This window comes from Mycobacterium scrofulaceum (assembly GCF_002086735.1).
Classification (GTDB): Bacteria; Actinomycetota; Actinomycetes; order Mycobacteriales; family Mycobacteriaceae; genus Mycobacterium; species Mycobacterium scrofulaceum.
In genome coordinates, this window is sequence record NZ_MVIJ01000053.1 from 1 (window position 1) to 25,837 (window position 25,837).

The window sequence follows — 25,837 nt, forward strand, 5'->3', positions numbered from 1 at the left end:
CGGTCGACCGGTCTGTGACCACCCCCCGCGCGCTCGCGTGGCCGCTGCTGATCGGCGTCGGGGTGCTGGCGGGCTGCCCGGCGGTATGGGGCAGCTGCCCGGTACTCAGGCTGCCGGGCTGGGGAACCTGCCCGCTAATGCCGCACCAGCAGCCGGGGCACCGGCACAGTTGGGACCGGCGTTCTCCCAAGGACTTTCAGCCGGATCGGCGTTGGGGTCGCTGCCGCCTGCGACCGGCACTGGAACGCCGGCCGCAGGGCAAGCAGCCGCAACTCCAGCGGCAGGGCTGACTTCGGGTGCGGGCGTTCCTTCGGCCGGGTTGACAGGAGCAGGTGCGACCCCTCCGGCAGTCAGCCCCGCAGCGCCGGGGCTTGCCACGTCTGGCGGGCCGACGAGTGCTGCACCGGCGGCGATGATGCTTCCGCCCCCGGGTATGGGCGCTCCCGCGGCCCCCGTAGCTGCGGGTGGCGCAAGTGCTGCAGCCCCCGTCGCCCCTGCTGGCAACACGGCCACACCGGGTGGCTCCGCGCCGACAACCGGGCCGGCAGCTGGATCGACGGTCGGATCGGGTGGGGCGGTGGTTGTGCCGGCAAGTGTTGTCAGCGCCGGAGCTGGCGCCCGCAACCGTGGACGACCGGAGTCAGCCGAACTGGCAACCGCAAAAGTGTTGGCGCGCAAGCTCCGTCGTGACAGCGACATTGTTAATTACGCGTGCATTGAGTGGGCCGTGGGCGTATTTCGCCGCGAGGCTGGCGGGGCCACCGAGTGCGTGGTGATGTCCAACGAAGGCTTTGGTTACATTCCGCGGGGAGTGTTCTTGCCACGTACTGCCCGTCTGTTGACGGCAGATAAGTTGGTAGACAACCAATTTCGGGAAGGCTGGTTCGGGTCATCCGATCCTGCCGAGGTGCTAGCCGAATATGCACGGCTGCGCGGCCGCGGCGGAACGCATCTGGTTGCCATGGCAGTAACCGCGGACAGCCCCTACGGTCGGGTGCCAGGGGTCGAATACGCGGTTTGTCAACGCGAATTCGATGACGGTGCTTACATCCGCCCGATTCTCGACGATATGCATATGCATCGTCTCGAAGCGTTGCACCCGGAGGTGTATGCCCGGGTTCAGCAGACGACCTCCACTGAACCTGAGACGCGCATGGTTGAAAATCAGGTCGTTGTGCCGCTGGCTGTGCAGATGATCGAAGCTGTGAAGATGTCGGGGGAGATGACGCTCGATCTGCGGCAGATGTGGGATGTGCTGGGCACCGGCGACCACATCTCGGAGGAGGTATGGAACCAGTACCGGATCGCCTCAACCGTGTACTACGTGAACCTCAGCGCGAACCGGCCTCGGCCGGAGGCCTCCACAGGAGATCGCGAGCGTTATCAGGCGCAGTGGGTCACCGCACGCACGATGGAGTTGCTGCAGGGTTGGGAGCGGCGACCGGTCGACGTAGCGGATATGGTCTACGCTGCGGCGACGGCCTACCCATGGAGATTTTGGCACCAAATTTGAATTGTTATGGCGCGTGGTCGAATCCGAGCTCGGCTGCGGCGTAGCGTGAGGTGCCGCGGCGTGCGACGTGGGATGCAGTGATCAGGATTGACCGCCGAGCGCTGGCGAAAACCGTTATAGGAGCACGCCTTATAAGTACGTGGTAGCTGGGCCTCGATTTGGCGATCGAGGTGATGGCCGGATCGTTGGAGGAGAGACGCCGAGTCGTCACAGTGACGAAATAAGCGGTATTCGCTGGAAGCACCCATCCATCCACCGCCGCGGCCACGCGCGCAGGGTTGCCCGAGAAATTGGTGTCTGTTCTCACGCAATCTCGGGGACATTCTTATCGGATTGGGGGCAAGTTGCGATCGGGGATAGTACGTTGAGGGTCAGGAAATGAGCGCGGTGACGGCGGTCGTGGTCGTGTCAGCGAGCGCGATGCCGCCGATATTGCCGATGGGTTGGTCGAGGGCCGCGACAGGAAGCCACTGGATGAGCTCCGGTAAGACAACCCCTTTGGGTTGCAGCACTGTGACGATCATAGCCATTGTGCTGCTGGGGATTTCACCGGGAATGAAGGGGCAGATGATCACCTGGCCGGTGGCGGCTGCGAGGTGAATCGTGTTAGATAGTACGACAACGTACAGTTCCTGGTTGGTGTCGCGGCCTGGCGTGATGTCTCCGGGTGTGATCACAGGCCAGCGGCCCGGTTCGCCTGATAGACCTTCTCCGCGTAGGCGTCGATGTCGAGCGTTGGCACAGTGTGTGTTGTGTAGTTCTCGAGCGAGATTCGGAGATGCTCGTTGTGCAGGGCTCGTTCGATCATCTCTGAACGATTCAGCCCGGCCGCCTGGGCGTCCGCATCGGCCGCCGCCAGCACGGCCTCTTCAATCATTACGGACACTTTGGCTTTCGCCATACCATTTATCCTACTCTGAGCAGGACAGTTGTCGTGAGGGTACTCCGGCTGGTGGCGCCGACGCAGGTTGCGTTAAATGGTGCGAGGACGACCTACCACAGATTCAGCTTGCCAGTCACGGTTACGGACGGGCCCATGTACGCCGATGACGACGATTCGGGGCGCGAAACGGTGTACCTGCTAGGTTCGCGTGAGAATGCGCGCCGCCTCATGGCGGCCGTCGCACGGGATAGGGCCGTCGTCCCGGGCTGGCGAGCCTTACTAAGTCGATGGCCGAACTCGAGGAGATGGTCGGCGGCCAGGAGTGAGCTGCGATCCTGATGGGTAGGGCGACTTCGCTTTTGGGGCGGACTCCGATCGCTGGCGGTCAAGGTCCTGAAAGCCCGGTACCTGTAGCGATCTGGCGCCACTGCGGTGTTCTGGGTTTTCATTCAATTTGGACGTGCTGGTAGCGGGGGTGTAGCGGGGGGCGGTACGGTGCCGGTGTGCCGTTGAAGTTGGCGTCTAAGACGCAGGTTTCGGGTCATTTCTTTGTTCGGCGACGCTTGTCGTTTGCGTTGCTGCGCCGTTCGGTGAGCATGGAGATCAATCCGGTTCGCTGGCACCGCACGCTGTTGATGTTGTCGGCGGTGTTGGGTGTGGTGCTCGTGGTGGGGGCGTTCGTGTACGGGTGGTTTCGCCCGGCGGGGGTGATCGACGACTCGTCGAAGATCGTTGCTGATCGTTCGTCGGGGGCGTTGTTTGTGGTGGTCGACAAGCGACTGTATCCGGCGTTGAATCTGGTGTCGGCGCAGCTGATTGCTGGGTCGCCGGATCGGCCGACGTTTGTGGCATCGGGGGAGATTGCGAAGTGGCCCAAAGGGCCGACGGTGGGGATCCAGGGCGCTCCGGTGGAGACACCGGCGGTGGTGTCTCCGCAGGTTTCGCGCTGGGCTGTGTGCGACACGGCGCCGACGACGGTTGGTGGTTCGCCGTTGGTGACGGGCATCAATGGGCAGTTGTTGCTCGGGGAGGCGGCGGGAGAGCTCGCCGGCAGCGAGGCCTTGTTGTTGTCTTATGGGCCGCAGGTACACCTGGTGACTAATGGTGTTCGGATGCCGATTGATCTGTCTCAGTCCGCGGTCGCCGGGCCCCTGGGGATTGCGCCCGGGGCGCAGGCGACGGGGATGTCGCGGGCCCTTTTTGACGCGTTGCCGGCGGGGGGACCGCTGGCTGTTCCCGCGGTGCCTGGCGCCGGTGGGCCCGGTCAGGTGGATTTGGGGGCGGGGGTTGTTGTCGGTGCGGTGGTGGCGAGCCGGGATGTGGCTGCACAGTCGGACCGCTTTTATGTGGTGCTGGCAGATGGGGTTCAAGAGGTCTCGCCTGTGGTGGCTTCGATGCTGCGCCAGCATGATTCGTTTGGTTTAGCCACGCCGCCGCAGATATCGCCGGATCATTTGGCGCATATTCCGCTGCGTCATGTTCTTGATGTGGATTATTATCCGCGGTCGCCTGTGCGCCTGGTTGATGCGGGCAGTCGGCCGGTTTCGTGTGTGGCGTGGCAGTGGAGTGTGAGCGAGCGTCAGGCGCGGCTCGCGGTGATTTCGGGTCGGGGGTTGCCCATCCGCGCGGATCAGCGGGCGAAGATGGTGCCGTTGGTGGGTGCCGGCAATGGCGGGGTGCAAGCGAATCAGGTCTTGGTCGGTGATGGTGCATCGACGTTTGTTAGCACTACTGGTCAGGCATTGGATTCGCCTGCGCGCGAGACGATGTGGCTGACTAGCTCCACCGGGTCGCGCTATGGTGTGCCGTTTGACGACAATAGCGTGCAGGCGTTGGGGCTGGTGTTATCTCAGGTTCGTCCGGCGCCGTGGTCGATGCTGCAGGTGTGGCCTGCGGGACCGGAGTTGTCGCGGGCGGCCGCGTTGACGGTGCATAGCCCGTCGGACGCGGTGGCTGTGTTGCCGACGAAGACCAACGTACGGGCCGGCGGATAGGAGGGGGAGAAGGTTGTCGACGATTCGTTTCAGCCCGTCTCGGCGGCTGAGGGCGCCCAAAGTTGATGGCGGCATGCAGTCGGTACGCGATTCTCCGATCGCGCCGCGCCGGTTGCCGATGACGAAGGCGCAGATCATTTTGCCTGCAGTCATGGGCGCGGCGTTTTTGGGCATGATGGCCATGATCTTGACTCAACCGGGGCTGCGCTCGGGGCCGATGAGTTTGTTTTCGTTGTTTGTGCCGGTGATGATGATTGTGTCGTTCGCCGGGGTGTTTATGCAGGGCCGTTTTGGTGGCGGTGATAAGGCGTTGTCTCCGCAGGCGTTGGAAGAAGAGCGCCGTGCCTACATGGACGAGCTCGACCAGACACGTGATGTGATTCAAAGTGACGCCGAGCGTCAGTTCGCCAATTACCAGTTCTTGCATCCCGAACCGGCGATGCTGCGTGGGTTGGTCGGGTCGCCGCGGATGTGGGAGCGATCGGGTTCTGCTGAGGACTTGGCGATGCACTTTGGTTTTGTCCGTTTCGGAACCGGTACTTCGGATTTGGCGAAGAAGCTGGCTAAGCCTCGGTTGGGGGAGTCGGCCGATTATGAGCCAGTCTGCTATGACGCGCTGCGCAAGTTTTTGTTGGAGCAGTCCAAGATTAGTGGGATCGCTAAACCGCTGTCGCTCAAGGTGATTCCGCTGATGACGTTGGTGGGTGAGGATGGTCCGGACACAGTCCACGGTGTGGTGCGGGCGATGATTTGTCAGGCGGCCTGCTTCCATTCACCGCAGGACTTGAAAGTCATGGTCGTCACCGACGAACCAGCACGATGGGATTGGGTCAAGTGGTTGCCGCATTGCCAACACGACAAGCTCTTTGATAGTGGCGGGCCGTTGCGAATGGTGTGGACGTCGCCGACGGCGATGGATGCGGCGGTTGGTCACGAATTGCATGGCGCTCGAAAGAATTACGGGGACCCTGGCGCCGCGGACGGGGTACGTCCGCATTGGCTTGTGATCAACGACCAGCTCCGTGTGGATAGTGAATGGGACACGTTGAATCGCAGGGGCGTTGGGGGGGTCGCGGGCGTGACCTTTGTGCGTGTAGTGGTCAAGGAGGGCGCGGCGGATGACAACTGAGTTCACATTGCATGTCAAGCGCGACGGGGCATATGACGAGGAGGGGTTTTTCGCGCTCCCCGATACGCTGGACACGGCGTCCGCGGTCGCGTTTGCGCGCAAAATGGCTAGATACCATGCAGATTCGCGGGTAACGCAAAGTTCGACTGCCGCCGCATCGAAGGTCGTGGATCTGTATGAGATTCTCGGCCACGCTGATCCGGGCGATATCGATGTGGAGGAGGCCTGGGCGGCGACGCGGCTGGGTCCGCCGCTGCAAGACGACGAGGGCGAATTGCAGTGGGGTCGGGAGTGGATGCGGTTCCCGATCGGTATTGATCCACGCAATGGACAGCCCGTGGCCCTCGACTTGAAGGAGACTCACGAGTTCGAGGGGATGGGCCATCACGTCGTCGTCGTCGGCACGACTGGGAGTGGTAAATCGGTGTTTTTGACGGCGTTGATTACGTCGGCGTGTTTGACGCATTCGCCAGACTCGTTGAAGGTCGCGGTGTTTGACTTTAAGGGTAGTGCGTTGGCGCATTTGGTGGCGGGATTCCCGCACTGCGTCGCGGCGATGAGCAACTTGCGTAACGATCGCCTGTGGATTGTGAGGATGGAAGATGTCCTCTACGGCGAGATGGAGCGCCGCAAGTCTTGGCTTGACCGGGCTGGGGTCAGTGACATCGCTGAATATGAGTATTTGCGCATTCACAAGAAGGAGAAGTTGCGGCCGATGCCGCACCTGCTGCTGATTGTCGATGAGTTCACGCAGATGTTCGCTGAACATGACGGAGCCAAAGCGGTCATGGACGAGGTCGGCCGCCAGGGCCGCTCGCAGGGGCTTCGCCTCGTGATGGGGTCGCAGCGGCTGGGCCACCAGATGCAGGGCGGCATCATGAGTAACATCCCGGTGCGGGTGGCGCTGCGAACTGTCGGCGACACCGATTCCCACGAGGTGTTGGGTAGCGATGAGGCCAATCATCTGCCCAAAAAACCTGCTGGGGCTGGGCTTTTGAAGGTAGGTGCCAACAAGAACCTGACGAGGTTTCAGACGGCGTTCGTGCTCAAGAGCTATGTACCGCCCCAACGGGCAGCAGCTGCTGCGGCCAGGCAGGAAGCCGGTTACCTTGAGCCACAAGAGTTCCAGGCGGTCGGTATGCCTGCTCTGCAGATGGCCCGCGACGGCGAGGGCGAGCAGACCAAAATCCCGGAACCACGCGCCATCATTGGCGCCGATGGCCGCACCGTCAAACAGGTGCAGGCAACGGTGGATTGCTTGAATCGGCTGAATCTTCCTCCACTGCAAGCGATGTGGCTGCCGCCGCTGCAGCCGGTCCCTGCTGATGAGCTGGTGCGGCGGTTGCGGGGCCAACCGTGGGATGTCGACTATGGCTCGGCCCAAAGCGAGCTCTCGAGGCTGATGTTTCCGGTCGGGATCGAAGACAGGCCGCGCGACCACCGCCAGCTTGTCTATGCGCCCAATCTGGCCGAAGGTAACTGCGCGGTCATTGGTATGGGGCAATCGGGTAAGACGGTGGCCATCGCGACGATGATCTCGGGTGCCGCTTTGTTGTATCATCCTCGGCGGCTTCAGTTCTACGTCATCGCACTCAGCGGGCCGGACCTCAACCTGGTAGCTGGTTTGCCGCACGTCGGTGGTTTCGCACGCGAGGTGGACCCCGAGCAGGTCAAACGAATCATCGCCGAGATGCTGGCGCTGATCGATCAGCGCGAGCAGGCGTTCACCAAGCTAGGTCTGACGCTAACCAAGCTGCGTGAACGCAAATTTGGCGGCGTGCCAGGTGAGGTGCCTCAAGACTCGTTCGGCGATGTGTTTTTGGTGATCGATGGCTGGCCAACGTTTGTGAAGAACTGGGAGCTGTTGGTTTCTGACGTGGAACGAATCTTGGCTAAAGGACCCGATGTTGGGGTGCACGCCATTGTGTCGACCAGTGGCTGGGTGGCCAACAAATTCCCGTCAGGAATGACCAAGAATTTCACCAGCAACGTGGAGCTCAAGCTCGGTGACAACGATGACATGACGGTCAACAATGTGAAGGTCGCGCGCGACGTTCCCTTCGGGGAGCAGAAGATGTTCCTCGACGAAGAGGACGACACTGGCGGTGAGGTCGAGCAGGTCAACGTGGTCAAGATCAGGGGCCGCGGCACGACGATGGAGGGGTACCATTTTCAGGCCGGGTTACCGGAGATAACCGTGCAAGGGCGGCGCGCCGACGTGGCAGCAGCCGTTGAGCCAATTCAGCGGCTCGCTGGACCTGACAGTGCGGCCGCGCGGGTACGGATGCTGCCCAAAATCGTCGGTATCGACGAGGTCTTCGCGCAATGGGAGCAGCGTGAGCATGGGCCGGGTGGGGTCGACTGGAGTGGTGTCGTGCCGTTCGGGATTTCAGAAATCGGTTTGGAGCCGGCGGTCGCGAACTTCGCTGCGACCCCGCATCTGCTGCTTACCGGTCGGCCTGAATGTGGATTGTCGAGCGGGTTGGCCACGGTGGCCCAAGCTGTGATGCGGGTGTACGGGCCCGAGCAGGCCCAGATCTATGTGGTGGACCCTCATAATGAGTTGCTGCGCGTGGTCGAAGGTGAACATTTGGGCGCCTACGTTTTCCGGGAGGACCAGGTGCGTGCCTTGGGTGACAGCCTGGGGGCGATCCTGACTGAACGTATGCCGATGACAGACCTAAGCCAGGCGGAGTTGGCTGCGGGGACGCGGCGTTGGAGCGGGCCAGAGATCTTTGTCTTCATCGATCGTGAAGAGACCCTTGCTAGTTGGGACACTGGTGGGTTCGTGGCAGGAACCGGATACCCGTTGGGCCCGCTGGCGCGGTTTATTGCGCGGGGTAAAGAGGTCGGCCTGCACCTGGTCGTGTCGCGGCGGATCGCTCAGTGGGGCCGCACGCTGACCAATCCGATAATCGGGGAGTTGCTCAAGGCCAAAGCACCTGTCGTGGTAATGGACGGCGACCCTGATGAAGGGCCGATCGTCGGCAAAACGAAAGCCGTGCCAGCTGACCCCGGTCGTGGCCTGTACGTCACTGACCGGATGGTGGCGCCGGTGCAGATCGCGTTCCCGGCGAGCGCCCATTGAGCGAGGATGACCCCGCGTGGCTGCTCGTCCACGCGGTGGAACAAGCCCGCTTAGAACAGGGGTTGTCCAAACATGATCTGGCACGCCTGGCGCGCGTGGCGCGGCCTACGATCTCGCGGCTGATCAACCATGGCATGGTCCCGTCTCGTGCGGCCACGCTGGATAGGATCGGCTCGGCGCTGGGCTGGGAGGCCGGGACGTGTGCGGCCTTGTTGGCCGGCCAACCCCTACCGGGTCCACGCGCGCCGGTGACTCGCTCGGCCCAGCTCGTCGCAGCGCGGCTCACCGAGATTGCCGAGGAGGCGCGGTCGGCCGCCGGTGCTGCCGAGCAGTCGATTCTGCGGCTGAAAACCATCGAGGAGCGTGCGCGTGCGGCTGCGCAGTTCGTGCTGGGCGGTTCAGTAGCTGATTAAGCGGTCGATCTGGACCGATTCATGCGTCGGCATGGGCCTTTGTCGCTCGGTGATGCGTGGCGGTATTTCGCCAGGTGAGCGGCGCCGTAGAGGGTGTCGGGAAACAGGGGGTGTTGCCTTGTGTGGAATGTCGGAGGTTTGGTTGCCGGTGTCCCTGGGGGCGGTTATCGTCGCATCAAACGGCGGCTTTATTGCTCGTGGGGCGAATGGGATATGTGGACAGGGGTGGGATTGCAATGATGTTCATTGAGGCGCCGGCGCTGGCGGCGCAGGCAGCATCAGAGGGCGCAGGCGGGGCGACCACGGCGGCCACTCTTGCCGCTGGGGCACCAGCGATGGGCGCTGTGCTGCCGATGGGCGGCGAGGAAGTGTCGGCAATGTTCGCTCAAGCTATCGCCGCGCACGGCGCGCAGTTCTTGGCGGCAGGTGCTCTAGGTGTGGCTCAGCGGGAGGCGTTCGCAGCCACCGTGGCTACGTCGGCGGCCACCTACACCGCTATGGATGCGGTCGGCAAGGCGCTGCTGTCGCTGTAGCGCGGCGGTGCACTGATGTACTGGGGTATCCCACCAGAGATCAACGCATTTCGGTTGACCAGGATGGGCGCGGGTCCAACGGCGCACGTCCCACAGATCACCGCCTACACGGCTGCTGCGGCCACGCACTTCGAGCAAGGGATGCAGCAGTCGGTGACCGCGATCGCGACCGCGCCGGTTTTCCAGGGCTCTGGCGGAATGGGGATGCTCGATAGTGCCACGCCGATGGCGGCCTGGCAGCAGACCGCCGGGCTGCATGCAGAGACTGCGGCGGCCACCATCCAAACTGGGTTGACTGCGTACAGCGCGGCCGTGTCCGCGACCATTCCTCATGAAGTGGTGGTGGCCAACCGGGTCCGCGAGGCCACTTTGGAATCAACAAATTTCATGGGGATCAACACCCCAGCGATCGCCGAGGCGAATGCTGAATATGGGGAGTATTGGTCGCAGAACGCCGGGGCCATGGTCGGCTACTTGGGCGCTATGGCCCCTGTCGTGAGCGCGCTGACCGTTCCCTTGCCGACGTTGCCTGATATGAGCAATCCGCTGGGGGCGACGGCCGGCTTGGCAGGGTTGGTCGGCGACGGGGTTGGTGCTGGCGTGCAGGCCTTAGGGTCGGGCATTAGCGCCGGTGGGGGAGTGGTGTCGGCTGGCAGTGGGATCAGCACAGGCGTGGCCACTGGGATCTCGAGCGGCGTGTTCAACGGCACGGGAGCAGGCGTGCAGGCCGCAGGGTCGCCCACTGGTGGGCAAACCCCGGCACCGCAGCCAGCGACCACCGGCACGACCGCGGGGCAGGGCGTGCCCGCAACGACGGGCACCGGCCAGGGCGTCACGAGTAACGCGCCGCAGGGAAAAGCTCCACCGTTGCAGGCGGGTCAAGGCGGTCAGCCGCCCCTGGAAGAGTCTGGACAGTCGTTGCTCGGCCAACTCACCCAGGCGCCAACCGAAATGATGAGTTCGCTCAGTTCACCACTGGAGTCACTGGGGCAGCTCCCGTCGAGTGCCAGTGGCCAACTAAGCGGCCTGATGGGCCCGTTGTCGGCGCTGACCGGTGGAATGTCCGGTGGATTGGGTGGGCCCCCAGCCGGGGGAGCACCGGGATTCAGCGCAGCCAGTGCACCGTGGTCGGGACTAAGTGGCGCCAACGGCGGCTTCGCCGGGGGCGCGTCAGCGGTTGCCGCGGCGTTGACGAAACCGTCTGCTGGCGGGCTAGGTGGGCCTGTGGGCGTGCCGGGCGGCTGGTGGGCCGACGTGGCTGATGGCGCTGAAACAGACGAGCAACCGGCTGCGGGACTGCGAAGCGGCGCGGCAGCGGGCAGAGGAGCCATGGCGCCCGGAATGTATGGACCCATGGCGGCAACGGGGCGCTCCGGACGCGGCAGTGAATATGCCGATGTCAGCGAGCAGGATAAGACGATCACGCTACCGGCCTCCGCGCATGCGGCGCCGGTGCTCACGTCTGAGGGCGTGGTCCACGTCGGGCAGGGAGGATAACTCCCGGCAGGGGCCCGGGTCATTGCTGAACTGATCGAACCAGCGGTAACCACTTGCTAGTGAAGGAGATACACCATCATGGCGTTGAACGCCGATGTCGCCCAGATGCTTTCGGGCGCAAGTCAATTGTCGAACATTCAACAAGAGGTGCTGTCGGCGTTGGGCCGTTATGTCACCATGAACCAGAACCTCACCGGTACTGGGTTTAGTGGTGATGCGGCGCTGGCCTCCATGGCCACCACCGAGGACATCAACCGGACCGGCCAACAGGTCAGCCAGCGGTTTCAGAGCGTCATCGACATAATGAAGCGCTCGGCGCACCAGTACCAAGAAACGAACGCGCAGAACCGCGCGGCGCTGGGCTCCATCCAGTCGACCTGACCGCGGCCAATCTTTCAGACATCGAACGACTTTCAGAGGAGAATGGTTATGGATTCAATGCGTTACGACCACGCCATGATCGCCGATCACGTGTCGGCCCAGGCGCAGCTGGTCGCTCACATGAACGATCTGCGTACCCGGGCCATGGGAACAATCAACCAGGTCGCCACAGTCTGGACGCAGCATGGTTCTGACGCTGCCCAGGTCGCCATGCACGAGATCGATCAGGCGTTCCAGGCGGTGTTCACCACGATCGAGCGCCATGGACAGGCCCAGGGGCACGCGTCGACGAATGCGCTGGGCACCGACCACGCGGTCCAGGCTGGTTTCCGGGGCTTGTGACCGAGACCGGAACCGCGGTTGCAGCGCGGCTGTCGACCACGTCGGAAGGTTTGTGGTTGACAGCCGCGCTTTGCGGTGTGGCTCAATTGCCACCTGCCCTCAAGATCCGGCCCATTGGGGCGGTGCAGGCCACCATCGCGGCTCACCCCGGGATGGAGGTGCTCGAAAACGCGGGGATTTGTCAGGGCGGCGAGGTTGACCCCAGCGTGGCCTCTTGGGTGCGGGCCTTGGGGCGTCCCGACGTCGAGATTGACGTGACGATTACCCGCCCCGAGATCCGACCGGAGCGGCTTGAAGGCCCACCAGCGGTCTTCACCGCCCCGGAGGACGCGATTGAGGCCGCCGAGGCGCTGGCACGGTGGTACGCCCAGCGGCCTCCCCAGCGAGTTGTGACATTGTGCCGGCGCGATAACGCGTGGGTGGCCGCCGCGCGGCTCTGGCGCCCGGGCCAAGACACCAGCGATGAGGTTGTGGTCACCCCGCTGGGTGGGACCGAGATCGCGCACGTCGTCGTCGACACGATAGGGCCGGCCGACCCGGCCCAATTCCACGGCATCAATAGCGAAGCAGCGGTACTCAATACAGTTCTGTCGGCCTGGCAGGCCAACCCCGCCATCGACATCATCGCGGGCCTCGTAGAGGTTGGACTTTCAGTTCCCCAGGCGCGGCTAGTCGAAGCGGTCGCCGACCGGGGCACCACCCGCGCGGTTATCGGCGCGGCCGAATTCTCTATCAGTGGCCCGGCGCGGGCGCCGATGGCGGTGACCGTGGCTGACACCTTGATCGGCCGCGTCGTTGTCAGCAACAGCGTTGGTCCTGACGGCAGGCAATGGACCACACTGCTGCCCGGCGCCGATCACGCAATCCACACGGCTGTGGTCGAGCTGCTCGAAACTTTGCCCTCGGGACGCGGCTGGGCGACTCATCAGCGGACATAAAATTTCGATACAGGCGAATATGGTGTCCGTTGTAGACGGATGAAAACCGTGGTTGTTACTGTCGCGCTGTGGCCAAATTATGTGGCGCTAAGCGAAATTCGAATACGTCTGGTGACGAGGGGACACGGTATGACAAGTCCGCATGAGCGTGAGGAACGCGACTTTTTCAATGGCCTGGCGGCAGGTCCGCCGCCCGAGACGCAGCCCGCGCCAGGCGCAGTTGAGCCCAGCCATCCCAACAACAGCGGCGAACCGACGAGCGATGATGGGCGGCCGCGGTTTTCACCCCCGGAGGCCGCTCTTGGGCTCCCCGCCCAGGATGCGACGCCGGCGCCGTCTTCGGCGCCCCAACAAGCCCCGGGTTGGCAGCCGCCGCGGTTTTCGCCCCCGGAGGGCACCTTGGCACCCCAGGGCCAAGACACCCCTCCGCCACCTCCGTGGGCGCAGCAGGCCGGTCCCCATCAGCAGGGGACGCCCAGCGAAAGCTACGGTTCCTCAAGTCAATTGGGCCGCCCACCGCAGGGAGTGTCGGAGGCGGCGCTCGGTGGGCGTCACGGCGCACCGCAGCCAGCCGGTCACGCAGATCCCAGCCAGGTTGCGCGTCCGTATCCGCCGGCAGAAGAACATGGTTGGCGTGCGCCAACACCCCAACCGTCGCCTCGCACCGCGGGCACGCCACGGTCTTCGGACGCGCTGCGAGAGCACCTGCGCGCCACGGACTTGATTGCCCCACACAAGGAGGCGCCATCCAAGGGGTGGCGCAGGGCGTTGCTCAAGGTTTCTGGTGGGCTGATTAACGTCGGTGAGTCCAGCGACGAGCGCACAGTGCGTGGCCTCAAGGCTGCGATCGGGGCCAATTTGCGTGGCACTTATACCGTCGTGGTGCTTGGTGGCAAGGGCGGTTCGGGCAAGACCGCGATGACTGTCGCGACCGCCAGTGAGTTTGCACGCAATCGTAACGACCAAGTGGTCGCTGTCGACGCCGATCCGGCACAGGCCGCAAATTTGGCGGCTCGGGTGGATCCCAAGGCGTCATCGCTGCGTGCGATTAACGACGACCTTAATCTTCATCGCTACGCCGATGTTGGGGCCTTGACGGGCCACAACCAAGTTGGTTTAGACGTTGTGGCTTCCCCGCGCCATGGAGGCGCTCGCGGGGAGGGGTTGACCGCTGATGAGTTCAGCAAGGGCCATATGCGTCTACAACGGTTCTACAGTGTGCTTTTCGTTGACTGCGGTGTCGATCTCGAACACGAGGTGATGAAGGGTGTGTTCGAGCGCGCCGATGCGGTGTTGATGGTGGCCTCGGCCGTCCCGGACGGCGCCGAAGGCGCGAGCACCAATTTCGAGTGGTTGCGCGACGAAGGCTATCACCAGTTGCTGTCGCGAACAGTGTTGGTGATCAACCACATTCGCCCGGCGCGCAATCGGAAGGATCGTAAGGAGGCGGCCAAACTGGTCGCCACACTCAGGGAGCATTTCGGGAGCTGGGTCAAAAACGATCGCATTATCGAGGTACCCTTTGACCCCCACATCGCCTCGGCGGGCGAGTTGGACCTTCGAAGGGTCAACCCTAAGACCGCCAGGGCGGTGCTTAAGACCGCCGCCGCATTGGCGGCAGGGTTCTCGACAGCGGCCGATGCCCGATGACCACCGCCAATTCCGCACAACAGGCGCCGGAAGTCCCTCGGCTGTGCAAGGTTCATTTGCTGGTCGGGGATGACACGCTCATCGATTACGTCCTGCCTGCTGGGGTGGCGTTGATTGCGGTGATCGAGGACCTCATCCCGCGGGTCAATGCGATTCTCAAAGATCGCGGGCGGGCACCTCTTGATGACACGTTGACCTTTCAACTGTGCCGTGCAGACGCCACTCCGCTCGATCCGCAGCGATCCCTTGATGACAGCCGTGTCTACGACGGGGACTTGTTGTGTCTCTTGCCTACTGACGCCACCGAACGCTTCGCACCTGTCATTGAGGAGGTGTCGACGGCGCTGGCTCGTTCAGCACGCCAGCAGTTCGCCACAGTCGATGTCACGGTCGCGCGTCGGGTAGCCGGGGGGCTTTTCGCAGCGCTGGTCGCGTGGGCCGAGGTGATGTTGGCGCAGTTGTGGTGGCAACAGCACGGCTGGCTGCCCGCGGCGGTGTCGTGGGGATTAGCCGCCGTTTTCTTGGTGTCGGCGAGGGCGGCGACGCGGGCACGAGATGAGCAGCGACGCCGATCGGCGGACTTCCTGGTGTGGTCGGCGCTGATTTGCGCCGGTGCAGGCGCGGCGATGTCGGTGCCGGGACCACCCGGTGGCTGGCATGTGGTGGCCGCGACGGCCACCGTGTTGGCCGGCGTGGCGGCATTGACGATGCTGACCGGCCGCTATCTGACTGTGTTTGCGGGGATGGCTGTGGTCGGGTTATCTGCGGGCGCGGTGGCGGCGATCCACGCCAGCGGTTGGCGAGTGCTGCCAGCGCATCTGGCGGTCGTCTTCTTGGTAGCGGACCTGGTGCTAGTGACGTTTGCAACCAGCATCGGGATCGTGGGGGCCGGAGTGCCCGGGCCATGGTTTCCTTCGGTCACTAACCGGGGGGTGTTTGAGACTCGAGAAGGCGCTGCCCTAAACACGGTGTCGCCGGTGGAGCGTCCGGGCAATGAAACCGTTGAGCAGATCGCGACGTGGGCTCGGCGCGGCACCGCCATCGTGACGGGTCTGCTGGCTGGCGGCGCTGTGGTGTTGGTGGCGGCCGCGCGCTATGCAGTGATGCCCGAAACTGGCGGCGGGTGGCGGTTTTTGGCATTCACGTTGGGGATTTGCGCAATCTTTCTGCTCCGGGCGCGCTCGTTTGTTGATCGCAATCAATCGGTGATGCTGGCCGTTGGTGCGGTCGTCGCGGTAGCGGTGGTGATCGGACGATACGCAAGCGCTCCCAACCCGGCTTCGCCGGTTGTCACCCTGATATGTGTTGGCGCAGCGCTAATGTTGGCCGGGGCGGGCCTGCTTGGAGCGCTGGTGGTGCCCAATGCGCGGATCAGCGCACCGGTAAACCGCGCCGTCGAAGTCAGCGAGTACATTCTGCTGATTTTCGTTGTGCCATGGGCGATCTGGCTGCTGAATCTGCTGTGGGTGGTACGAAATGCGGTCCACGGCTGATGATTAAAGCCGTGAGTACGCTGGGCGCGATCGGGCTCGCCGCAGCACTGGTTGCCGTATCTGGCGGCGTGGCCGGCGCGATTGATCCCCCGGTGGTGCCGCCTGGGCCACCCCCGCCCGATCCCGCACCCGGGCCGGATCAGCCGATGCGCCAGATCGCGGCGTGCACAACAACCGGCGTGTTGCCCGGCAGTGATTTGCGTGAGTTGCCCGCGGCGCTGCAGCTGATGAACATGCCAGAAGCGTGGAAAGAATCCACCGGTGTTGGCGTGGTCGTCGGGGTTATCGATACCGGCGTGGCTGCACAACCTCGGCTGCCGCACCTAGTTTCTGGCGGGGACTATGTCATGGGCCCGTTTGGCGACGGCTTATCGGATTGCGACGGGCACGGCACAGTAGTGGCTTCACTGATTGGGGCGGCGCCTTCAGGGCTCGCACTGGTCCCCAAGCCGGCGTGGGCGGCGCCTGCGGCCCCGCCGGCCGGGGCTCCGCCGCCGCGCGCGATTCCACCGCCACCGCCTCCGCCGACGGTCACGGTGACCCAAACGGTGGCGCCGCCGCCGCCACCACCGCCGCCGCCGCCGCCGCCCGACGAGCCATCATGGGTGGGTATGCCGCCGTCTCCGGTTACTCTCGGCCACGCTCGCGGGCCGGCGCCGCTGGAACCGTCGCCCGGTGGTGGTCCAGACGGGCTGATCGGCATCGCCCCAGACGCGGTGCTGCTGTCGATTCGCCAGACCGCGCAGACTTTCGGCCTGGTTGATCCCGGCGTGGTCGACAACCCCGAGGATGTTCGCCGCGCCGGTGACATCAATTCGTTGGCTCGCGCGATCGTGCACGCGGCGAATCTGGGCGTCAAAGTGATCAACATCAGTGTGGTGTCGTGCATCTCGACAGCCAAGCCCCAGGATCAAAGCGCCTTGGCCGACGCGGTCCACTATGCCGCGGTTGACCGCGACGTGGTGATCGTGACCGCGGCGGGCAACGTTCATGCCCAGGGCTGCAATGGGCAAAACCCGGACCCATTACCGGGTGATCCCACTCGGGGGTGGTCGTCAGTCAAAACGATCGCCACCCCAGCATGGTTTAGCGACTACGCGTTGGCGGTGTCGGCCACCGATTCGACCGGCGTTCCCGCCAGCGGCGACGCCGCCTCATTGCACGGCCCGTGGGTAGGACTGGCTGCGCCGGGAGCCGACATCGTGGGGCTGTCGACGAGCGGGCAGGTGATCAACGGTTCAGTCGATGACGACAAGCTGCACCCTATCGCTGGTAGCTCGTTTAGCTCGGCGTTCGTCGGGGGAGTGGCGGCTTTGGTGCGGGCCAAATTTCCCAACCTGACAGCCCATCAAGTGATCCACCGGTTAGAGGCCACCGCGCACCCTCCCGCTGGTGGACGTGACAACGTGGTCGGTTATGGAACTGTGGACCCCGTTGCGGCGCTGACCTGGGATGTGCCGCCGGGTGAGACGTTTGCCCCCGGGGTTCAGCGCGCCCAGTTGAAAGTGCCGGCCCCGCCCCCGCCACGCGACGCACGTCCGGGCTGGGTCGCGATGGCCATCACCGGTCTCGCCGTCGTCAGCGTATTGGGACTTGCTGTGGGCCTGACCGTCTCGCGTCGCAGGGAGCGAATCTGATGAAGCAACGGTTTGTCTCGGCCCGTATCGCACCCCGCGCCGTGGTCACCGGCGAAGTGGTCGCAGGTCTGGTTGCGCTGGCACTGAGCGCCACGCTGGATTCGTGGCCGATCGCCGTCGCCAGCGGCGCCGCGACCGGACTGGTGATCTGTGTGCTGACCTTCCGGGAGCGCACCGTGTGGCAGTGGGCGTGGCGGGCCATGTCCTGGACGCGCCGCCGGGTGCGCAGACTCCAGCTGCCTCAACCGGTCGATGTCACCCTCAACGAGCACACAGTCGGTGTTGTGATCGACGGGCACACCGTGTCCACGATGATCACTGTGCTGGGCAAGCCTTACATCCCCACCCTATTGCACGCCGACCACACCAAAACACTTAATACCGTGCCGATTAGCGTAATCGCACAAGAGATGCAGCGCTGCGGGTTGAGTGTTGATGTCGACATCATCTGCGAGGGCAGCCGCACAGCCAGAGACAACTATGCCGAACTGTATGAAGCGGCGCTACGGGGGCTGCCGGCGGCCGGTCAGCGTAGCGTGACGTTGGTAGTCCGCTTCGATACGCGCAGCGACCGCATTCTGCCTGGACTGCTGTGGCGGCGAGACACGATCGGCGCGGCGGTGGCGGCTTCTCAGCGCATCACCAGAGCGCTGTGCCAAACAAACTGTCGTGCAAGGCTTTTGACCGCAGCGCAGATGAACGACGCGGTAGCGGCCAGCCTGGGTGGGCCCGAAAACGCGACAGCTTCTTACCAGGACCGCTGGACGAATCTGCAGCGCGGCGGGAAGGCCTATGTCACAGCGTATTTCTTCAGCGCCAGTGACGTGCGCTCTGCTCAACTCGACGACGTGTGGGCCTACCAGAGCGACCACACGACCCTGGTGATCGCGTTGCGCAGCGATCCTGCCGGCGTGCGGGCTTCAGCCCTCGTCCGGTTGACCACCGTGCAACCGCTTGCCAGCTCGCCGCGGCTGGTGCTCAACCCGATGGCGGGCCGACAGTGGGAAGCGTTGGCGCTGACCTTGCCTGGGTGCAGGCGGCTGAGGTTGCCATCAACGCCAGTAACTACCGAACTCAACACAGCTGTCGTAGCCGGCGCATCGGGTGTTCTGCTGGGTGAACTGCGAGACGCTATGCTGTTGATGCCGATATCAGATCCCGCGGCCCCCACCCGAATTGCTCTGCACGCCGATGATGACCAGGCGGTGAAACGGCTGATTCGCCGGGCGGCCGCAGCAGGCGAACAGGTCGCCGTTTACGACCCCACTGGGCGTTGGACAATGACGTCTGCTTCCCCACGGATCTGGACGACGCGCGACGTCACAGCCCAGCCGCCACGTCCTCCGACGATGGTGGTACACAATGGTCGCGTCAACAACTACCCACCCGCGCGCACATCGATCACGGTCGGCGATGTGCCCGCCAGCGCTGCACCCGATATCCGTATCGAACAGCGGGGCGAGCGAATCACCGTGAAAACACAGCGTTTTCGCACCACGTTGAGGTCTGTGACATTCCGCAACGAGGATGCTTATCTGCGGTAATCGATCCTCCCAATGTGGCTGACTTTGGTAGACGAATACCGGGGTGGGAGTGCACGATTGCGGGTATGGCTTGCGATAGCGCCCGCAGCACTCCCGCCGATACCGATCCGAAAACCCACCGGCGCGCAGTGCGTTTCTTTTGGGTGGTGTTGATAGGAGCAAGCGCGGCCTCGATCGCTGGCAACGCGTTACACGCGATCGTGCAGGCCGATCACGTCGCCCCGGCGCTGGCGGCCGCGGTGGCCACGGCCCCACCTCTGGTATTGCTCGGGTCCACGGAAGGGCTCTCGCTGCTCATCAAGGTGCACCGCCGGCCCACCTTGACGTTCTGGGCGGCGGTGATCATGACGCTGTTACTGGGGGCCGGTGCGTTTCGCCTGTCATTTGATGCGTTGTGCAGCTTGGCTATCCGGTGCGGTATCCGCCCAAGCTTGGCATGGTTGTGGCCGCTGATCATTGACGTCACGACCGCGCAGGCCACCGTTGCGCTGGTAGCCCTGACCCGGCTCCTACACAGCCGCGCCGAGGCGCCGCCGGCCCTCGTCGAGGAGGACGTCCCGGTGTCCCTGTCGGCGACACCTCTGCCAGTCGCTGGGTCCTCAGCAGGTGAGCGTGATAGGGCCATGGTGGCGGTCGAGCCGGACCGGTCGCTGTCATCGGTTCCAAGAGTGGACGCCGCTGTGCCCCCGCGAGAGCGTCATGAACACGCCGTACGCACAGTGATGGCATCGAAAAGAACCAAGCAGCCTGCAGAAATCATTGACGCTGTGCTGCGCCGCCACGCTGACGGGCAAAAGCCGGGTGAAATCTCAGAGGAACTCAAGCTGCACCACACAACGGTGAACCGGATACTGGCGACGGCGCTCCACTCGGCAGCGGCGGTGTAAACCCGAAGCTTCCGCCGCAGTGACCTACGTCCGGCGATCGCGAATGTCGCTGCTTTGATAGACGTTCGCGGCCAGTGGCGCCCATGATGACGTAGTGGTCAACGAACCGTACACCCCGTACTGCGGCCTCACCTACAATCGCCAAAACGTTGCCGTGCGTGCGGAGACAGCACCTCACATTCTGGTAAGCGCACCAACACGTACGGGTAAAACACGCAGGATTTTGGCCCCGGCGGCGCTCGTGCATCCTGGGCCGGAAGTTTTGGTGTCGTCGAAACCCGACCTGGCAGAGCTTGTTCTAACACGACGCAATATCGGGATTACCGGTGTGATTGATCTGCGGCCTGAGCACACTGAGGTATGGCCGGCCGGGGTTAGGCGTATGGTCACCGACCCGACCCGCACGATCGCCAGCGCCCATGAAGCACTGACCGTTGCTGAGACCATGCTCGCGACCTCGGGCGTGGGTTTCAGTGGCGCATCGGGCGGCAACGCTGTTGCTGCGGGCGGGCTTTGGGAAAGTCAGGCCGCACCGCCGTTGGCATGCCTGCTGTACGCGGCCAGCCCGCAGGGCAACAGTTTGGGAATGCCCTGGGTGCTCGATGCCGTGCAGGATTTCGGTATCGACGAAACCGGCGGCGACCAACCCATCCCCGAGCTCGGACGCCCGTCGTGGCTGACCGCTTACGGGCTTTGCGAACAACCGAAACTCGCGGCCCCGCTGTATTCTGTTATCGCCGGGATGGATTCCCGGCTGCGTGACAGCATCAAGATCACGGTGTCCAAGGCCGTAACACCGTGGCTGCGCTTGGGTTTGAGCGCCGACGAGGGAGCACCGTACTTGAGCGCGGTCGAACGTGTCGCTGTGGAGTCATTCGACGTCCACATGCTTGATGAGCCGGACGCCACATTGTTTGTGATCGCCCCGAACACCGGCTCGGTCGCCGGAGCCGCGGTGGCTCTGATCGATTCCATCGTGCGTCATTTCCGCCGCAAGATGGCCAATCATCAACTGACGCATCCGCTGCTGCTGGAACTCGACGAGGTATGTAACTCATGTCCGTTGCCGGATCTGTTGACCTACGTGGGGGAGTCAGCGGGACTGGGTGTCAACATCTTGGCGACGGTGCAGGCGTCGGCGCATTTCGACGTTGTATTTGGGTCCAAGTACGCTGAAGCGCTGCGGGAGATGTTTCCGGGCACGCTGATCATGTATGGAGCTCACGAGCGCCATTTGCTCGAACAGGCCTCACATTGGCTGGGAGAGACAACCCGACGTACCGAAGCCTATGAGCCCACAGGGGGGAGTCGGGGCCAATCGTCGCAATTCGGCCAGGCGATCGGTTGGCAGGAACTGCTTCCCCAAAGCCGGGAAGAAGCCCAGCTGTTGCAGCGCGGCACGGCTGGCGAGCGAGTTCATATTCCAGACTGGACCGAGTTCCTGGCTCTGTTCGACCAGGCGGTTCAGCGGCGAATCAAAAAGGCGCAGTGGGGTTGACGGGCGGTTGCCGCGACGGGCGCAATCTATGACTGACGCATTGGTCTCGGTGCTCGCGTCCAGCTTCCCAAGTGCGACCGCTGGGCAGCTCCGGGTAGCTGCACCGTGTAATCTGCCTGTGCTGCAACTAATTTGCTGTCGACGCGATCAAGCGTTTCTCGACGCTGGCCGTGTCCGCAGTAGCACTCCAGCTGCGGACCTACCGACGAATGTTGCCCTCACATGACCCTGGGTCCTGACGCGTGTTTTTCACGATATCGCTTGCGTCTGAGGCGATTTGACGCAGGATCTTCAAGAACAGCACTTGCCCGGCCGAGGTGTTGAGATACCACGGCGGATCGCTGAGCATGGCAATGATCTGTTGCCGCATCGCCTCGAGCGACTGCGAACCCGGCGGCGTGTCACAAACCTGGCCAGCTCGCTCGAGCGCGGCTAACACCCGATGCACAACTGCGTCTACGGTCGTACCCCGATCCATACCTTGAACCGTATCTGTGCCGCCACCCCCCGCTCACACCCCAATTTTTGCAAAGCGGTGTAGGCATCAGCGCGCCAGAGTTGGCCCCGAGCAGCGAACTCAGTTCGCGAATAGCTGCATCGAGGTTGACCGGGAGCTGACCGTGTCGAGGTGCTGGTTGGTGGAGCCGAACAGGACGCTGATTGCGCAAATGAGACACCAGATGGAGATCGCTGCGATGACCGCAGTCCCGCCAAGGATGGGGACCCAGTGGATAGGTGGTGGGGTTCGCCGGCGCGCGTGCAGGGATGGCGGTATGCGGCGGGCGGAGCCCGGTTCGGGGAGTGGATCTAAGACGGTGGTGATGGGCAGCGTCGGCCCGAGAATGAGGTCGTCGTCAACCTCGACAGCTTGGGGTGTCAGTGGCCACCAGTCGCTGGATCCTTCCACGGCTAGCCAGCCTTCGAGGACCCCGCAGACGGCTGCGGTGAGCAGGGTTGCGGGCAGTTGTGTTAGAAGCCAGGGGATGATCAGCTCGCCCCAGAGACTAGGGGAGGGGTTATAGAACGGCAAGGGCAGCGCTGCGAGCGCGGCGCCCCAGAGCAGTGCCGGTATCGGGTAAGCGCGGAGCCGCTCGGGGATGAGCGTGACGATTAGTCCGTAGGCGAGTTTGCCGGCCAACCAGCCCAGCGGCGCGATGGCCGCACAGGTTAGCACCAGTGCGACTTCAAATGATCCGCTGGCTGAGGTGGCGGAGCGCATCGGTAGTGGCAGGGCGACGACGTCGTCGTGTGGGTCGGGTCGGGCACCAACATGGCTGCGTGTGCGAGCGCGAATCTTTTTGGCGAGCAGCTCGGCGCGACGCTTTTGGAAGACAAATATCCCAGCGTGTGCGGCTATCCATGCTCGGCGTTGGTCGTCGAAAATGTCAGCGGGCATGCTCGGCCGGGTCCCGGCTTGTCAGGAGTTCGGTGAGCAGCTGACGGGCGTCGGCCAAGATTGAGTGGCATTGCTCGACGAGGCCTTCGACGGCGTGCAAAACGGTGTGTACGTGGGTGTCTTGGGGCGGTGGTGTGGCTGGGACCCCGCCGTCAAGGATCGCCCTTGACGACCCGTGGGCCCACCCGAGCGCCTCATCGAGTCGGGCCAGCGTGGCCAGCGACATGGTGCGTGAGCCGTTACTGGATTTGTGCAGTGTCGAGCGGTTGGGTCCGCCGCGGCGGGCCAGTTCGACACGGGACATGTGCAGGACCGCCAGCCGTTCAGAGACGAAGTAGTCGAGTCGCGCTGGCCCATCATTAGGTGCAATCACGCCCACAAAACTACCTAAACGCAACCATTATCGTCTAACCATGTGGACAACCTTGCCTATTACCGCTTACGGTTGCGTGCATAGGCGCCCACCCGATTTAGCGGCGCCGAGACGACGAAGGGACACCGCGATGAAGGGGCTTGTGGCGACGGCCGCAGTGCTGATGACAGTCATCGCCGCGATCGTGTTGGCGATCGTCGAACTGCTCATCAAACTCGCTCCGTTGCTGGTCGCGGCGGCGTGCTTGTGGGGAGCGGCCAAGCTAATAGGCGCACACCGCGCCCGAGGGGCGGCCGACGAGGAGCGTCTTAAGCAGGACTGGAGCCGGACCGCTCCCCAAGGCCCACCGCAGGCGGCGCCATCCACACCGCTGCCGCCGGTAATTGCTCATCGCGAACGCATGTATGTGGTGCGCGGTGAGGACACCGGCTTGGCCTCTGACCGCGACGACGGCTATGTCAAGGTTTCGGCGACGGCATTGCCGCGTGTGCAGCGTTTGCCGGCCACCTACCATCACCGGCGCAAATTCACGCCGCGCCGGGCTAGCGGGCACCGTTCGGGGCGGCGGCGGCCGTGAGCTCGGTTTCTGATCAGCAATGGCTGCGTCAGATTGGGGTGAATCTCGACGCCGATGCAGAACACGACCAAGACACCCTCGACAGCGGCGCGGCCGGGGAGTCAGCCGACGAGCATCCCGATGATGATGGCGCGATCAGCGACAACGACGCCGCACCCTTCGGCGAGGATCAAAGTGCCGACGCCTTTGCGGGTGCGTTCGTTTCCGACGGCGACGACCACACCGACTCGGCAGAAAACGAAAGCCCCGGTGCCGACGCTGATTTAGATCACGAGGCGGAGCGGCGTACGCGCCGATTTACGCCGTGGGTACTCGGCGCGTTCGCTGGCGTCGTGTTGTTGGCAACGGTGATAACCACGCTGGGCGTCACACTCTCAGGTCCCGACAACCCTTCGCCGAGTCTGCGCCAGCACGCAGTCAAATCGGGCCCCGCACCGACAATGGCGGCAGCACCAGCGCCGACTCCTGCTGATGGCGGCGATCACCCACTGCCGTTTACCGCCTCAGCCGACTGCCCGGCGGGCGCCTCAACTTCGGCGAAATCGATTGCCGATCCCGACAAGCCATCGCCGTGGATCTGCGTGCGGCATACGGATGGACAACCGCTCTATATCACGCTCGGGCCCGCCGGAATCGAACGCGCTTACGTGATCACGGCGGTCAGTATCGTGCCGGGGGATACTGCTGCGGCCCAGGGGTCCGGCGGTGACCCATGGCTACAGCATCGGGTGGTCACGTTGCTGCAGTGGCAGTTCAATGACACTGCGCACACGGTCGTCGACCAGGACACCGGCAATGCTCACGGCGAAGCGGTCAAACTGATTCCCGGGATCAGCGCCTCAAAAATCACTGTGATCATTCGGCACACCAGCCGTCCGGTCGCAGCCCCCCAGCCCAGCGTGTCGGCCCCAGACGGCGGACCGTTCGGCGGAATCCTGGGTGGGCCCACCCCGGCCACCGGCCCGGAACCGACCAACGGGCCTGACCCGACCGGCTTTGGGTCGGGACACGACACCGATCCCAGTGATGGAACCTTCGCGGTGTCGAGCATCAAAGTCATTGGGCACCAGGCGACATGAGGACGATGTGGTGAGAATCAGCAACGTATGGAAGAAGCGCATCACGGTGCTGGGCCACAGCGCCGGCCGGGTCGCTCTTGTGATTCTTGTGGCCAGTTCGTCCATCAACGGTATCGCCCTGCTGTGGGGGTTTGTCTTTCCCCCTGAACCAGCACCAGTGGCGGCGGTGGCCCGCGACGTGATCAACGAGACCGATCCCGTGAAGGCTTTCGCCGTGAATTGCGTGAAAGGGCTACTTGTCGGAACCACCTCGGGTGCTTCGAATTTGACACGCTGCTTTCCCGGGGGACAAAAGTACGAGTTGCCCACGACATCGTCGATGACGGTGTCGAACCCGGCGGCGTGGGCATCTAAGCGCAAGACCTCTTCCAACGACATCGTGCTCTATAGCGTGAAGGTTCAAATCGACGAACTGCCCTACCCGTCGGCGCCGCCGACGACGGCTTTCTACCAGCTGCCGGTGGCGGTATACCGGGATATGGGCATTCAGGCTCTTGATCGGATCAGCAGAGTCGATATGCCGCCTCCGGGAGCCTATGTGCCGCTGGGCTATTCAGCACCAATCGCTGCCAACAGCCCACTTTTTACGATGCTGTCTGGGTTTGCGACGTCGTTTTTAACCACCTCGGGTGGACTGGAACGGTTTATCACCACCGACTCGGGCATCACAGCCGTAGGGTCGTACTCCTCGGCCACAGTGACTGCTGCTCAGGCCGACAACACTCCACCCGATGCTCCCTCCGATAACAACGAATTAGCCACGCACATCGATGTTTCGGCGCGCCGATCCGATTACACCCTCGTATCGCTGTCTTATTCCCTGACGCTGCGTTCGGTGGGCGGCACCTGGTTTGTTGCCCAGATCGACGCGATCCCGCTGTTGGCTGACGCGACACCGACACCGGTGCCCACCACGGCGGTAGCACCGCACTGACCATCACTCACGTTGAGAGAAAGAGGGATTGATCATGATTAGACAGCTAACATTACAG

The 25,837-nt window shown here is 63.6% G+C and carries 25 protein-coding genes and 1 pseudogene; 21 read left to right on the forward strand and 5 right to left on the reverse strand.

Translation table 11 applies throughout. The features are described from left to right. Positions 1-290 (forward strand): hypothetical protein (locus BST44_RS31060; RefSeq protein ID WP_244184929.1); only part of this gene is annotated, 290 nt, incomplete at its 5' end. Between the two features lie 377 nt (positions 291-667). Beyond that, positions 668-1,513, forward strand: a complete 846-nt coding sequence (locus tag BST44_RS31065; RefSeq protein WP_244184930.1) for an EspK C-terminal domain-containing protein — start codon at positions 668-670, stop codon at positions 1,511-1,513. A 371-nt stretch (positions 1,514-1,884) separates the two neighbouring features. Here BST44_RS31065 and BST44_RS24235 read toward each other — a convergent pair whose 3' ends face one another. Beyond that, positions 1,885-2,190, reverse strand: coding sequence for a hypothetical protein (locus BST44_RS24235; protein ID WP_007172144.1), 306 nt, complete (start codon positions 2,188-2,190; stop codon positions 1,885-1,887). Next, entirely contained in the window at positions 2,187-2,414 is a 228-nt protein-coding gene (locus BST44_RS24240; RefSeq protein ID WP_007172145.1) for a ribbon-helix-helix protein, CopG family, read from the reverse strand. Before BST44_RS24240 ends, BST44_RS24235 begins: the two co-directional genes overlap by 4 nt. 135 nt (positions 2,415-2,549) lie before the next feature. Here BST44_RS24240 and BST44_RS31070 point away from each other — a divergent pair. From BST44_RS31070 to BST44_RS24315, 16 genes and pseudogenes are all read left to right on the forward strand, one after another. Continuing rightward, positions 2,550-2,722 (forward strand): annotated as a pseudogene (locus BST44_RS31070) (type II toxin-antitoxin system prevent-host-death family antitoxin); the annotation flags it as partial. A gap of 177 nt (positions 2,723-2,899) precedes the next feature. Further along, positions 2,900-4,390: a type VII secretion protein EccB gene (eccB, locus tag BST44_RS24250; protein ID WP_007172147.1), complete on the forward strand. Its 1,491-nt coding sequence runs from the start codon at positions 2,900-2,902 to the stop codon at positions 4,388-4,390. Positions 4,391-4,463: 73 nt separating this feature from the next. Next, positions 4,464-5,519, forward strand: coding sequence for a hypothetical protein (locus BST44_RS29740; protein ID WP_007172148.1), 1,056 nt, complete (start codon positions 4,464-4,466; stop codon positions 5,517-5,519). Continuing rightward, complete coding sequence (gene eccCb, locus BST44_RS24255; protein WP_007172149.1) at positions 5,509-8,607, forward strand: type VII secretion protein EccCb; 3,099 nt, start codon at positions 5,509-5,511, stop codon at positions 8,605-8,607. The genes BST44_RS29740 and eccCb overlap by 11 nt, the downstream gene beginning before the upstream one ends. Then, positions 8,604-9,020, forward strand: coding sequence for a helix-turn-helix domain-containing protein (locus BST44_RS24260; RefSeq protein ID WP_007172150.1), 417 nt, complete (start codon positions 8,604-8,606; stop codon positions 9,018-9,020). Before eccCb ends, BST44_RS24260 begins: the two co-directional genes overlap by 4 nt. A 239-nt stretch (positions 9,021-9,259) precedes the next feature. After that, positions 9,260-9,553: a PE domain-containing protein gene (locus BST44_RS24265; RefSeq protein WP_101930858.1), complete on the forward strand. Its 294-nt coding sequence runs from the start codon at positions 9,260-9,262 to the stop codon at positions 9,551-9,553. A 15-nt stretch (positions 9,554-9,568) separates the two neighbouring features. Continuing rightward, positions 9,569-11,050 (forward strand): PPE family protein, encoded by a 1,482-nt coding sequence (locus tag BST44_RS24270; RefSeq protein WP_007172152.1) that lies wholly within the window; start codon positions 9,569-9,571, stop codon positions 11,048-11,050. A gap of 78 nt (positions 11,051-11,128) precedes the next feature. Continuing rightward, complete coding sequence (locus tag BST44_RS24275) at positions 11,129-11,431, forward strand: WXG100 family type VII secretion target (protein ID WP_007172153.1); 303 nt, start codon at positions 11,129-11,131, stop codon at positions 11,429-11,431. Between the two features lie 75 nt (positions 11,432-11,506). Then, entirely contained in the window at positions 11,507-11,773 is a 267-nt protein-coding gene (locus BST44_RS24280) for a hypothetical protein (RefSeq protein ID WP_232060647.1), read from the forward strand. Continuing rightward, on the forward strand, positions 11,770-12,711 hold the full coding sequence (locus BST44_RS24285; protein ID WP_007172155.1) for an ESX secretion-associated protein EspG: 942 nt from the start codon (positions 11,770-11,772) through the stop codon (positions 12,709-12,711). The genes BST44_RS24280 and BST44_RS24285 overlap by 4 nt, the downstream gene beginning before the upstream one ends. Positions 12,712-13,479: 768 nt before the next feature. Next, entirely contained in the window at positions 13,480-14,361 is an 882-nt protein-coding gene (locus tag BST44_RS30185; protein WP_007172156.1) for a MinD/ParA family ATP-binding protein, read from the forward strand. Then, positions 14,358-15,854 carry a type VII secretion integral membrane protein EccD gene (gene eccD / locus BST44_RS24295; RefSeq protein ID WP_007172157.1) on the forward strand — a complete coding sequence of 499 codons (1,497 nt, stop codon included), beginning with the start codon at positions 14,358-14,360 and terminating at the stop codon, positions 15,852-15,854. The genes BST44_RS30185 and eccD overlap by 4 nt, the downstream gene beginning before the upstream one ends. After that, positions 15,854-17,491, forward strand: coding sequence for a S8 family serine peptidase (locus BST44_RS24300; RefSeq protein WP_040624272.1), 1,638 nt, complete (start codon positions 15,854-15,856; stop codon positions 17,489-17,491). The genes eccD and BST44_RS24300 overlap by 1 nt, the downstream gene beginning before the upstream one ends. Further along, positions 17,491-19,035 carry a type VII secretion protein EccE gene (gene eccE, locus BST44_RS24305; RefSeq protein WP_007172159.1) on the forward strand — a complete coding sequence of 515 codons (1,545 nt, stop codon included), beginning with the start codon at positions 17,491-17,493 and terminating at the stop codon, positions 19,033-19,035. The genes BST44_RS24300 and eccE overlap by 1 nt, the downstream gene beginning before the upstream one ends. Positions 19,036-19,100: 65 nt before the next feature. Then, positions 19,101-19,922, forward strand: coding sequence for a DUF2637 domain-containing protein (locus BST44_RS24310; RefSeq protein ID WP_080691135.1), 822 nt, complete (start codon positions 19,101-19,103; stop codon positions 19,920-19,922). 94 nt (positions 19,923-20,016) lie between these two features. Continuing rightward, positions 20,017-21,420: a type IV secretory system conjugative DNA transfer family protein gene (locus BST44_RS24315; RefSeq protein WP_040624275.1), complete on the forward strand. Its 1,404-nt coding sequence runs from the start codon at positions 20,017-20,019 to the stop codon at positions 21,418-21,420. A gap of 199 nt (positions 21,421-21,619) precedes the next feature. Here BST44_RS24315 and BST44_RS24320 read toward each other — a convergent pair whose 3' ends face one another. From BST44_RS24320 to BST44_RS29745, 3 genes are all read right to left on the reverse strand, one after another. After that, entirely contained in the window at positions 21,620-21,898 is a 279-nt protein-coding gene (locus BST44_RS24320; protein ID WP_007172162.1) for a hypothetical protein, read from the reverse strand. Between the two features lie 99 nt (positions 21,899-21,997). After that, complete coding sequence (locus BST44_RS24325; protein ID WP_007172163.1) at positions 21,998-22,816, reverse strand: hypothetical protein; 819 nt, start codon at positions 22,814-22,816, stop codon at positions 21,998-22,000. Continuing rightward, positions 22,806-23,189 (reverse strand): helix-turn-helix domain-containing protein, encoded by a 384-nt coding sequence (locus tag BST44_RS29745; protein WP_073877511.1) that lies wholly within the window; start codon positions 23,187-23,189, stop codon positions 22,806-22,808. Before BST44_RS29745 ends, BST44_RS24325 begins: the two co-directional genes overlap by 11 nt. Before the next feature lie 130 nt (positions 23,190-23,319). On the opposite strand from BST44_RS29745, the gene BST44_RS24335 reads away from it, so the two are divergent. The 3 genes from BST44_RS24335 to BST44_RS24345 are packed head-to-tail and all read left to right on the forward strand — an operon-like array spanning position 23,320 to position 25,779. Then, on the forward strand, positions 23,320-23,766 hold the full coding sequence (locus BST44_RS24335; protein ID WP_007172165.1) for a hypothetical protein: 447 nt from the start codon (positions 23,320-23,322) through the stop codon (positions 23,764-23,766). After that, positions 23,763-24,845, forward strand: coding sequence for a hypothetical protein (locus BST44_RS24340; RefSeq protein ID WP_046182038.1), 1,083 nt, complete (start codon positions 23,763-23,765; stop codon positions 24,843-24,845). Before BST44_RS24335 ends, BST44_RS24340 begins: the two co-directional genes overlap by 4 nt. Before the next feature lie 10 nt (positions 24,846-24,855). Next, the gene (locus BST44_RS24345) at positions 24,856-25,779 is read left to right on the forward strand and encodes a conjugal transfer protein (protein ID WP_073877513.1); all 924 of its coding nucleotides are present in this window, start codon (positions 24,856-24,858) and stop codon (positions 25,777-25,779) included. Positions 25,780-25,837: the final 58 nt, after the last annotated feature.

Excerpts from the sequence above, each read along its gene's own strand:
- BST44_RS24280 (WP_232060647.1), top strand. The coding sequence starts at position 11,507 with ATGATCGCCGATCACGTGTCGGCCCAGGCGCAGCTGGTCGCTCACATG.
- BST44_RS24335 (WP_007172165.1), top strand. The coding sequence starts at position 23,320 with ATGAAGGGGCTTGTGGCGACGGCCGCAGTGCTGATGACAGTCATCGCC.
- BST44_RS24320 (WP_007172162.1), bottom strand. The coding sequence starts at position 21,898 with ATGGATCGGGGTACGACCGTAGACGCAGTTGTGCATCGGGTGTTAGCC.
- BST44_RS24300 (WP_040624272.1), top strand. The coding sequence starts at position 15,854 with ATGATTAAAGCCGTGAGTACGCTGGGCGCGATCGGGCTCGCCGCAGCA.
- eccE (WP_007172159.1), top strand. The coding sequence starts at position 17,491 with ATGAAGCAACGGTTTGTCTCGGCCCGTATCGCACCCCGCGCCGTGGTC.
- BST44_RS24275 (WP_007172153.1), top strand. The coding sequence starts at position 11,129 with ATGGCGTTGAACGCCGATGTCGCCCAGATGCTTTCGGGCGCAAGTCAA.
- BST44_RS24265 (WP_101930858.1), top strand. The coding sequence starts at position 9,260 with ATGTTCATTGAGGCGCCGGCGCTGGCGGCGCAGGCAGCATCAGAGGGC.
- BST44_RS24325 (WP_007172163.1), bottom strand. The coding sequence starts at position 22,816 with ATGCCCGCTGACATTTTCGACGACCAACGCCGAGCATGGATAGCCGCA.
- eccD (WP_007172157.1), top strand. The coding sequence starts at position 14,358 with ATGACCACCGCCAATTCCGCACAACAGGCGCCGGAAGTCCCTCGGCTG.
- BST44_RS24240 (WP_007172145.1), bottom strand. The coding sequence starts at position 2,414 with ATGGCGAAAGCCAAAGTGTCCGTAATGATTGAAGAGGCCGTGCTGGCG.
- BST44_RS24270 (WP_007172152.1), top strand. The coding sequence starts at position 9,569 with ATGTACTGGGGTATCCCACCAGAGATCAACGCATTTCGGTTGACCAGG.
- eccCb (WP_007172149.1), top strand. The coding sequence starts at position 5,509 with ATGACAACTGAGTTCACATTGCATGTCAAGCGCGACGGGGCATATGAC.
- BST44_RS29740 (WP_007172148.1), top strand. The coding sequence starts at position 4,464 with ATGCAGTCGGTACGCGATTCTCCGATCGCGCCGCGCCGGTTGCCGATG.
- BST44_RS24310 (WP_080691135.1), top strand. The coding sequence starts at position 19,101 with ATGGCTTGCGATAGCGCCCGCAGCACTCCCGCCGATACCGATCCGAAA.